This is a genomic window from Candidatus Cloacimonadota bacterium, from assembly GCA_020532355.1.
Lineage (GTDB): Bacteria > Cloacimonadota > Cloacimonadia > Cloacimonadales > Cloacimonadaceae > UBA5456.
On record JAJBBD010000130.1, the window covers coordinates 1 to 11,112 of the forward strand.

The following is an 11,112-nucleotide window of genomic DNA, read 5'->3' on the forward strand; positions in this document are numbered from 1 at the left end:
GTGCATTTCTTCTATTTTCCATCGTAACTAATAAATAAACCTGCTGTCGTAAAGCTGGTTAGAAGCGTTAGTTCCACGATTAGCAATCGTTTGGATAAAACTACTATTACGCTAGTAATGGAATTTGCCAAATCTCAATAGGTTGAATCGGCATCTTGTCGTATTCAAGATGGTGTTTATACGCTCAATGCTTGAGGTTGGAATTAGGTGAGCTTTAGGCTACTATCATCCTTCACAGACAGCATGATCTCAACAGTATCTATCGGTAATGGTGGCTTAAAACTATGGGCGAGAAATAAGAAAGAATCAGTTCACGACTCATCAGAAACGATGAAGCTTTCAATAAGATGCTTGTCTATGGCCGGGAGTTTCACCTTGAGGTAGATGCCATCCTCTTTGTATTCTTCGGTTTGGATGATGGCAATATCGTGCAAGCGTGAAACCAAAGCGGTTTGCGCATAGGGCAACACAATAGTATAAATCCGGTTATCCATCAGCACTGCTTCGATTTCTTGCAGAAGCTCAGGGATGCCTATGTTTTTGATGGCACTGATGGCGATGGAATTCTCATAAAAGCGTTGCACAATACTTTTCATTCTATCGTCGATAAGATCACTTTTATTCAAAACTAAAAGTTGGGGGATGCTTTCAGCGCCAATGGATTTTAGAACTTCGTTTACTTGATGGATATAATAGTCGTGACGGGGATCTGCAATATCTACAACATGTAGTAGCAGATCTGCATCTACGGCTTCCATAAGTGTGGCGCGGAAAGATGCCACTAAATGGTGTGGAAGTTCGGAAATGAATCCTACCGTATCCGAAATCACAGCGGGAGCCCCTGTGGAGAGTTTTAGTTGCCTAGTGGTGGAATCGAGAGTGGCAAAAAGACGGTTTTCTACCAGAACACCGGCATCGGTAAGGCAATTAAAAAGAGTAGATTTGCCGGCATTGGTATAGCCTACCAAACAAATTTTCTTGCTGTTCTCGCGTTGCTTTCGTTGGGTTTCTTTGTGCTTAGTAATACTATCTATAGCTTTGGTTATTTTTTTTATCTGTTCACGGATGAGGCGTTTATCTATTTCAATTTGTTTTTCACCCATGCCGCGAGAAGCTGTGCCACCTTGTGAGCGAGCATTGCCACGCTCTTTATCGAAATGTCCCCAGAGCCTTCTTAAGCGGGGTAATTGGTACTGAAGCTCGGCAAGTTTCACTTGCAGTTTTGCCTCTTTGGTTTTGGCATGTTTGTGGAATATGGTGAGAATTACTTCAGTGCGATCTATTACCCTTATCTGATGGTTTTTCTCTATGTTTCGTATTTGCATGGGGGCAAGCTCGTCATTTACAATCAACACGGAAGCACCAGCTTGTAGCATCTTGGTGGAAAGTTCCTCTAAAAAGCCCTTGCCAAAGTATGTGCTGCGTTCCGGTTTTGGGCGTTTCTGCGTATATCTTCCCAAGATGGTAATCTCGGCTGTATCGGCAAGGCGTTCGAGCTCGTCCAAAGAAGCCTTGCTATCTTCTGGAGATGTGTTTTTAGAAACAATATCTGCTATAAAAGCACAATCTTCTTCGTTTTCAAGCTCGTTCCAAGTATCGAGATCCATTTCATCATATTCTTCTATAAGATATTCTTGCATATATTACTCCTTATTATCCCTGCGGTAGCCCTCGAGAAATTGGTAGATTGTTTTGGTGTTGGGATGGGAGTGATTAGTTGATCACGGCGAATTTTCCTCTTGTGCGCTCATCATTCATGTCAATTATATAAAAGTAGATTCCGCTGGAGACAAGATCTCCTTCGTTGTTCCTTGCGTTCCATCGCCAGGTGATGCGGTTGTTATCTGGATTAAAGGGACCGATGTTTGCTTTGTATACAAGGGTTCCCGCAGCATCGTAGATAACAATGGTTCCCGATTTCCCGATGGGGAAATTCATGAATACAACCTCGTTATGCTCTTTTCGGCGCATAGGATTGGGAAAAACCACAATGTTTTTAAGATTATCTATATCTCGCAAAGCAAAGCGAGCAAGATTGTGAAAGGCGGAAATGCGATTGCCAAAGAGATCCTCAACATTCACCACTTTAATAAAATAGGCATCATTACTATATTTTAGAGCATGGGCAAAGCTGATGATCGCAGTATTATTCTCACATTGAACATCGATAATACTGTTATTGGAATCGTTTTGGGGGCAATTAAGAAGGTAATTAGCTTTGTGGGAGGCGGTTGTAATACTCAGTTCCTCACTAAACTCTATGTGTACCCCTTTATTGCCATTTATAATACTTACGCTCTCTACTCGAGGTGCATCTACATCAATTACATATGGAAATGAGTGTTGAATTTCCTGGGGGGGAATGCCGCTGCTACCGGTTATGCCGTGCAGAGTTAAGGTATACATTACATCCGATTGAGGCAGTTCATTGCGAAAGCGAAGTTGTACTCCACATTGTTGATCTATGCTGTTTACGGATATTGGGTTTCCCATACCATGAGAAAGCTCATAGTGGTTCGGATTAAGGGCCGAAGCTGGCATGGCTTGGTTATACTTTGCTCGGACTTCACGTAATCCTATCATTTGAATATCAACTATTTCGGGAATCTCCAGCGGAGTGGTTTTGTGCCACGCCGATAAATAGCTTTCGCTAGGATTCATCGCATTAAAAACGGAACTTACGGCATATTTGTATGATAGCCCGCAGGTAACCATAGTATCGGTAAACTCAGCTTGCGTACTGGAGCCAATCAGGATGAGATCTCCATCCGAATCGCGACGGTATATGTTGTAGCTATCTGCGCCAATATCGATCCAGCTAATCTGAATCGAATTGGGTCCCAAAGCTTGGGCAATAACGTTTATGGGTGCTTGGGGACCGCTAAAGGGTTCATCTTTTTGCCATTCCACAAATACTAAAGAATCGGCGGCATTTTTACTGTTGGCAATTATCCTACTGTTGCCATCAAATCCGGGATAAGCGGCAATGCGGTAGTTCATATTACTGTCACCCATAAAGAAAGGGCTCAAAGTGTTGTTATCATATTTCAGATAATACAGATTTGGTGATAGGGCTAGAATAATCTCATCTTTACCATCGTTATTCACGTCAGCTACCGTGATAGCATTTTGAGATTCCACATTGTTAAACATTATCTGTCCCATACTGGAATATTGATTATTGCCAGTACCGGTAAAAGCTTCAAAAAGCCAAAAATCGAGATCTTTATTTAAGATGCTGGTATTGTATCCGCCTACTAGAAAATCCCTTCTACCATCACCATTAAAATCTCCACTGGCGAGTTGATAGGTATTTGCCACCGGGAATCTGCGATGCCAGGTTAAGGGTGCTTCGGCGTTGTTTAAAACTTCAAAAATCATAATGTCGCCATCAGTATCTGCCGTAAGAATATCTGGATGGCTATCGTTGTCCAAATTATCTACGATAACGGTGGGCACAAAGTTGTTGCGCTGAGCTGTTTGAGAAGTGTTGATAAGCGTGTTTCGCGCAGTCATAATTCCTTGTTGGCTACGGGCATACAACTGAATTACTCGTTGCAAGGGCAAGTTTTTAACTAAAAGCAAACCCAAATTTGAGCTACCGCTAAAATCGCCCATGCTCCCGCCAATTATGCCGGTATCCTGAAATATTAAGGAATCTGGTTGGGGGTAATATATCTGGTTTTGGGGATACGCTTCCCAGAGTTTTGCTGTTTCAGATTGTAATAAAAGGAGCTCTGTCCCACTAGTATTTGTGTTGCCCAAATGTAGCGGCCATCCATTTTGCTCAAAGCTGTGTTTCAAAACGTGTCCGGCGCTATTTGGTTCATAGATGTGAACAGCCCCATATCCAGAAACAGGCATCTCCATTGCCGGATATTCAAGTTTACCGTTTCCGTCGAAATCGAACCAGCAATTAAGCGGTACTCTGGCTTCACCAATTTCCCTTTTCACAAAGCCGTGAGTGGGGATGCTGTGATAGGCAATGTTCATAAAGTTAGGATGTAAAGGGGTTTGAGTGCTTATCTCGGCGAGGTTTGTGGCATAAACACTTATGTCAATATAACCTTGAGGGAGGGTTTGAGGTAGAGGCCAAATCTGCACCGAATCTGGCACTGATCCATATATTATATGCGTACCTCCCAGGCTGTCCGTAACTATCAATTTACCTTGCACTACTTCATCGTAAACAGCACCTATGTAATGGCGCAAGTTCTCATTCTCGTAGCGAGTAAACCCGTGCAGGCTGCCATCTTTTAATATCGGAGCGCTGCGATCTACCCTTACCGTAAAGAAATAATTGTATTTAAGGAGGTTGTTTTGCTGCCGTTCATATTGAATGCGAACCATATAACTGCCTTCCGGAAAACTGGAGGGGATCCGGAATTCACCCAGCTGAGAGTTATACACAGGCTGGTCAAAATATACGGGTTGCATAGTGTGCTCAGCAACATCACGCCAATCAGAAAGTGCTGGATCAGATATGCTTCGGTACATAATGCTATAGCGTGCAAAATCATCTCCATACACACTTCCGGTGATGGCTACGGTGGAAGAAATACTCAACTGATCTAATGGATAATCTACTCTTATATAGGGAGGATTAAGGTTGTCTAAAAGTTTTTGCACATTCAATAAGCCATGTCCGGTGCGAATGTCAAAACCGGGACTATCAATATCGTCAGTGCTGGAAAGCAAGCGAGCCCTTACCTCAGCTGGTGATAAGCCCGGAGTCAATGAAAGTAATAGAGCAGCCGCCCCCGTTACATAAGGTGAGCTCATAGATGTGCCGCTCATCTCCATATATGTCTCGTTTCCGCTTTCACGATAGGTAGAAAGCACCATCTCTCCGGGTGCTACCAAATCCAAATCCGGTCCGTAACTGGCGAAGCCAGAAATCGCTTTAGCGGCGTTTACACTGGAAACCGAAATAACGGTGGAAAGTTTGGCGGGATAGCTCATTATAGGTCCAATATCATTTCCTGAAGATGCTACTAAGGTTACACCCTTATTATAAGCATACTCACAGGCGTCGGCGATGATGGCAGAATAGTTTGGGTCGCCCCAACTCATGTTTACTACATGGCATCCGTTATCGGCGGCATAGATAATGGCAGCGGCGGCATCGTCATCTTGCAAATAGCCGGCATCAGTAGTACGGAAACCAGCTCTTAGTGGCATAATGCTTACATTCCAACAAACTCCGCTAACGCCTATTCCGTTGTTGCCCGAAGCACCTATAATGCCCGAAACATGAGTTCCATGAAAGTTTTCGTCTTCTACATCGTTATCTTGCTCAATAAAATCTCCCAGTGCAATATCTGCCATTTCTGGAGCATCCACAAAATCCCATCCACACCAATCGTCGATGTATCCGTTATTATCGTCATCGATCCCATTTCCCGGAATCTCCACCTGATTGATGTAGACATTATCTGTAATATCCGGATGGTTTATCAGCAGTCCGCTATCGATAACCCCAACAACAATTTGATTGTTTCCCGTGGTATAATTCCAAGCGGCAGGCAAGCTTACCATGTGATGTAGTTGTCGTGAATACAAAGGATCGTTGGGTGCGGCGTGTAGTTTACGGAGATAATTTGGCTCCATGTAGCTGATGCCTGGGAAGCTGAGATGCTTCACATGTTCAAGATCTGGCATATCATTTACGGTGGCGGTAAAATAGCGATTTCCAGGCATACCTTTTATGGGCTTAATACTTTTTAAGCCAACACTACGTAAATAGCTGTCGAACGTGGCAATTCCGGTTTTATTGTCTTTGATGCTAAGGTTTGCTTCAGTTTTAAATATTACAGAACCCGGAACATGGCTTGGTATTGCATAAACAGCATGCACCATGCAGGAAAGGACAAGCAACAACATGGGTTTTATCTGCTGTAGCGTTCTCATGGCAGTAATGGAGCGGTTAGTGTGGGGGAGGGTTAAACTCATATTATGTTAGAAACGATAGCTTAAGCCAAAGCTGTGCACATTCCCCAAGCCTTCTGTGTAGGGTACAAATGCATAATCTACCACAAAATGGGAGACATTGAAACCAATTCCGGCACTAAAATCTGCGCTATCGTGGTTAAATTTGTAGCCAGTACGCAAGTTTATGCGTTTAAGTAGGGTAAGCTCTGTAGCTAAGTGCGTTTGTGGATCCGAATCTGGCGTTATCACGATTCCAGTTTCCAAATTCAAGTATTGTTCACCTAAAGCAAAACCTTTATTGGCGTCCAAGTCAAAGCTGATGGGTAATTTGACTTGCTCGTGATCCATCTTATTACTTAGCCCCAGATTTCTCACCGAGAATGAGAGGCGACTATCCTTAACAAAGGTAAGCGAGCTTATGCCGATATCGGTGCTTAAAGCCAATGAAGAGGCGGTATCTATTTTTTGATAATAAACACCAAGGTTTGCGCCAACATAGATGCTTGGTGTAACACGCAGGGCATAGTTTCCGGTTAAGCCAAGATCTGCCGGGCTATAATAACCAAGGAGTACAGCGCTATCGTCACGTTGCTCAATCTCTCCATAGCTAAGGTTCCTAAGCGCAAAGCCTACGTGGGAAGTGCGGCTGGACCGCGAATACACAAGTGAACTGTAAGCTGTATCGCCAATCCATGTGCTGTGAGAAGCAGAAACTGAATTCTGGACATGCATCATTGCCGATGCCGGTTGCCACAACCATGAGGCAGAGTTTTCCAAGCTGTGTAATCCGCGTCCTGCCAAGGCTTGACTAACCGGATTAACCGGAATATTAAGAAACTTATAGCCGTATTCACCAGCACGATCGGATATACCGGCCGCTACCGTGCAGGCGAGAGTAGCCATCAATAGGATTAGAATATATTGCTTCATGTAAACATGCTCCTTATTACTTTTCAATACCAAAGCGGAGGCTTTTGGTCTGATCGCCGCCCTTAATTACCGCCAAATAGATTCCGCTACCAAGCCTAGAGCTTGGAATGTTGAATATATCTAGGTTACGAAGGTAGGCATAAGCTATTGCTTTATGTTTATAAACCAATTTCCCTGAGATATCGTAGATGGCAAGTTCTATTTCTGCATCTCGAGTGGGCATCACGGAAAGCCTGATTCGTGGTTCGTAAATAGATTTTAACGGATTTGGGAAGAAATACAATTCATTTTCTACAAATAGACTATTGCTCTCATACTGGTTTTGAGAGGTTGAAGCACCACGAGAGGCAGTTCTTTGCAGGTTTCCATATTCGCAGAGCCATCCTTGATCGGCAGTTTGAGGATCGTAATTGGGTAAGGCAGCACGGAAGATTGAGCCATTATCGGTGGCAAGCCATAAATAGTAACTATCATCTGCGCCTTTTGCCACAAAAGGCAAGGTTCTGCCCCGATTAGCAAATGAAGTGGGAAAACCACTCTCGATATGCGAGTTATCATCCCACATTACCAAGCGATTCATACTTAGGGCACTTGCTAGCTCCATTTTTTCATCTCCATCCAAATCTAAAGCTATCGCACCTGCCGAAATTCCATCATCTGTTGCAGCAATATTGAAACTTACTGAGCTCATATCTCCACCTTTGTGGTCGATGATATAAACTCGGGTTGAGGTTCCAATAATGAGATCCAGGGTTCCATTAGAATCCCAATCTTGAATAGTAAGCGGAGCAGAACTACTATCGGCAAAGACAAAGGGAAATCCATCCATCAATACTATGCCATTATCTCTTTGCTCAAAAACATAAACACTGTAAGGGCATTGAACAATGATATTATCCATATCTGCCAATTGAGCGGTAAACAAACCAAAAGCCAGAGAATCTGCCGGTATATCTATCGAGAAATTATTGTAGTTTTCGTCTGCATCGTAACTGCAAAGGCTGTAAAAAGAAGATTGTTCAGGTTTAGATAAAGCATACAGCACTTCATCTTTATAACTTAGATTTGCGGTGAGCTCTCCCTCGTTTAATCTAATTATTTCCGTCGGTTCTTCGCCACTTTGTTTGTCATAAACCAACACTTTATCGAAGCCCTCGGTTTCACTTCTAAGAGGAAGGAAAAGCTTGTTTCCGGCATCTACCGGATGACTTATCCAGCGGTGATTTAAAAGCCTTAGTGGATAGGTTGTTCCTGTATTATTCAGCTTCGCCAAACTGGCAAGCGTGGTGAGGTGTAAAGGCATATATAGATCGTTTCCATCCCAAGTATAGGGGTGGCTAATTCCTTGTAGATGAATGGGATAGCCTTGAAGATATCTGGGAAATCCATCGGACATTTCATCTTGAGAAAACAAGGCTATTTTGCCATCGGGCATAGGATACAAAATCTCATCTTCGCCGTCGCCGTTAAAATCTATCACTGCTGGAGGGATGTGATTCTCTCCCTCAAATCCGGCATCCAAACGCCAAGCGAAACGCACACTAAAGGACATGGTATTTCCGCTTTCGCTAATGTCATAAATCTCTAGAGGAATTCCCCCATAATAGCTTTCCGCTGTCGGCAACCACAACAATTCATTATGAAAGCCTTTGCCAAAATATTCATTATTGTTCGCTCTAAAACTATCGTAGGGTCCGCCATATTTATACTCACTTACCACAGCGGTATCCAAATTCTGATAGCCATCAGCTTCTTCTAAATCTACGCCTTTATGATGTGCATCTTCATTGATGCGGTTAATGTCGAAGTTCGGCGAAAACTTAGCGGCGATCACGTTTTCATCTATATGCCAAATCAATATTCCGCTACCATCGGTGAAGGGACTGTTACCGTATCCGGGCAAAAAGAAATCCCATTCACAACCACTAAAACGGTTTTCGCTAAAATTGAAAAAGGGGTCTGCATTTCCCAAGCTATCGGGGGGATAGTAATCTTGTTCGCCATCGGGAAGCAGTTTGAAAGAAAAGCTGGGTAAGCCATTGATGCTGGTGCTTCCATCTGGGTTTTGCTGCCGATTTTCTATCAAAAAGTATTCTGTATAGGAAATATTTACTTTATATAGTCTCTGAGCGCTTGAATTATGATTGAGGAAGTGATCTAAGCTCAAATTTTCGGCATCGTGCCATACCTCAACTGCATTTTCCCATCCTAAATAGTATCGGCACCATGCACTTAACTGAGCTGGAACATACCCGCTGGCATTCCAGATACCGGTTCCCATCAATCCCCAGTGCCCAATTCCTTGACTGGCTCCATTACTAATATTGCCATCAAACAGGCTAGGCAAACCTAAAATATGGGCAAATTGATGTGCTAAAACTCCATAAAGGCTAAAGACATACGTTGCATTCTCGTCTTCTTGAGGACCGGGGAAATAGTCGTGAAATTCGTCTTCAGGGACAATAACGATATTTTTTAGTATGCTCCCATCTGGCGTTTCAAAGCCCGGATAGTCATCATTCTCAGGATCAAAAACAGATTGCAAGAGCCGCCTAGTGATAAAGGTACTCCAGATGGTGTTAGTGCGTTTTTTTTCAATATCAGTCTCCTGTCCAGCGCCGGCATGGAAAACTATCACCCCATCATAATCGCCAAAATTGATTTCATCGGAACAAAGCGGCATTAGGTGGGGGAGTATATAGGGCAGATTTACATCTGTTTTGGTGGCGGAATCTGCTCCGTAATAGCTCAGAGGATTTGGTAATCTTAATCTTTGAGGATGAATATGATAGCTCATCTCATACTGACCATGAGAAGCGTCCCAGAAGAAATCGGATAGATGCAAGAGCCAACGATCAAAAAAGGCAAGGTCATGAGCCAAAGAATCCGGGTATGCTGGCTCCAGCCTAAAATGTACGTCCGAGAATTCTACCATCAAAACCAAAATATTTTGCGGGATGTCGCCATTTTTGGGGCTAAGGGCTTCAAGATGTTTTGTATTTACTGTGGAAAACCATCCATTCTCACGGTCTATACCGAAACTATCTGGCAGATCCATCTGAGGCGCTTGCCAGTTTTCTACTATTCCCTTATAACGGGGATGAGGCGGGACCATTCCGAACAAAGTGGAGCATAAGGCAATGATTCCCACTAAGTGTAAGTATTTAGCCCATTTAGGCATAGTTTATCTATCTCCCATGTTCTTTGTGTAAAGATGTATATACAAATATCTGAACTTGTGCAAACTATTTTAGCTTGTTAAAGACGTCAAGCAGAAAGCACGTTAATGCCCAAAATCCAAAACATCTATCCGGCGCTTATGGAGCTGTATTCTAAATCGGGCAAATTTCCTGATGAAACTATTTTTTCCATAACACAAATCCTTAAGGCTCCCAATATATCGGAGCATGGAATACTGCCAAGTATATTTATAACGGTAAAGCACCTCTATCATACACCTGCTTATCTACTTGTTTCATTAGGCAAGCGTTAAACAAGGTTAAGCGAGAGATTCTCCCTTATCTACATGATGATCTCTGCTTGAAGCATCGCTAGCAGCAGCTTAAAGCAGGAGGAGAAATACCAGTTTCTTTTACGATAGTAACAAAACCGTTGATTATTCGTTTTATGAAGCGGGGTTCTATGAAATAATAGCTGCCCCAATCTGGAGCAGCTATTTATGCAACACGTGATTACTAATTATTCATTTAGGATTCTATAACCTCTACATTTGCGCGTGGAATGCGAATGCGGGTACCATCGTCAAACTCCGCCTCCAAGATGCGCACCAAAGTTTCGGATTCTACTTTGGTCAACTCTTCGGGCAGGGCTGTTACTTTGGCGATACTGCCAAAATGAGGTTGGCGAATGATGCGGATTAGGGTGCCAATTTCTAAAACTGGCAAACCAGCCTCTTTGCTTACCAATTCATTCTCTTCAAAGGCTAAAGGAATGATAATTTCGGGTCGGATAACCCCAGCACGGATTTGTGTGTGTCCATGAATGGAGGCTTTTTTCCCGTCAAACTGTTTTAATAAATCGAAGGTTTTCTTTGCCATGGTGATCTTACCAAAGCCTTCAGTACATACTATTGTTAAGCCAATGTTTTCGTGTCCGGTGATGGCAACACCAATATCGTAACCCAATAGTTTCTTTATGTCTTGGTCGTCTATACCTCCCGTAATAATGGCTTTTACGCCATGTTTGCGGGCAAGTTCGATTACGTGGAAAGGAATAAAGCTTCCTGTAATA

Annotated in this window: 5 protein-coding genes; all 5 read right to left on the bottom strand. The window is 43.0% G+C overall.

What is annotated here, in order from left to right; translation table 11 throughout:
- Positions 1–311 precede the first annotated feature (311 nt).
- Positions 312–1,640: a GTPase HflX gene (hflX, locus tag LHW48_04625; GenBank protein MCB5259746.1), complete on the bottom strand. Its 1,329-nt coding sequence runs from the start codon at positions 1,638–1,640 to the stop codon at positions 312–314.
- Positions 1,641–1,713: 73 nt separating this feature from the next.
- Complete coding sequence (locus LHW48_04630) at positions 1,714–5,883, bottom strand: S8 family serine peptidase (protein ID MCB5259747.1); 4,170 nt, start codon at positions 5,881–5,883, stop codon at positions 1,714–1,716.
- A gap of 75 nt (positions 5,884–5,958) precedes the next feature.
- Positions 5,959–6,861, bottom strand: a complete 903-nt coding sequence (locus LHW48_04635; protein ID MCB5259748.1) for a PorV/PorQ family protein — start codon at positions 6,859–6,861, stop codon at positions 5,959–5,961.
- Positions 6,862–6,877: 16 nt separating this feature from the next.
- Complete coding sequence (locus tag LHW48_04640) at positions 6,878–10,042, bottom strand: T9SS type A sorting domain-containing protein (protein ID MCB5259749.1); 3,165 nt, start codon at positions 10,040–10,042, stop codon at positions 6,878–6,880.
- 526 nt (positions 10,043–10,568) lie between these two features.
- Positions 10,569–11,112, bottom strand: a 544-nt coding sequence (locus LHW48_04645; protein ID MCB5259750.1) for a hypothetical protein, incomplete at its 5' end; no start/stop codon positions are given.

What these genes read in the sequence shown, in the direction of transcription:
- hflX (MCB5259746.1), bottom strand. Translation starts at nt 1,640, where the DNA reads ATGCAAGAATATCTTATAGAAGAATATGATGAAATGGATCTCGATACT.
- LHW48_04630 (MCB5259747.1), bottom strand. Translation starts at nt 5,883, where the DNA reads ATGTTGTTGCTTGTCCTTTCCTGCATGGTGCATGCTGTTTATGCAATA.
- LHW48_04635 (MCB5259748.1), bottom strand. Translation starts at nt 6,861, where the DNA reads ATGAAGCAATATATTCTAATCCTATTGATGGCTACTCTCGCCTGCACG.
- LHW48_04640 (MCB5259749.1), bottom strand. Translation starts at nt 10,042, where the DNA reads ATGCCTAAATGGGCTAAATACTTACACTTAGTGGGAATCATTGCCTTA.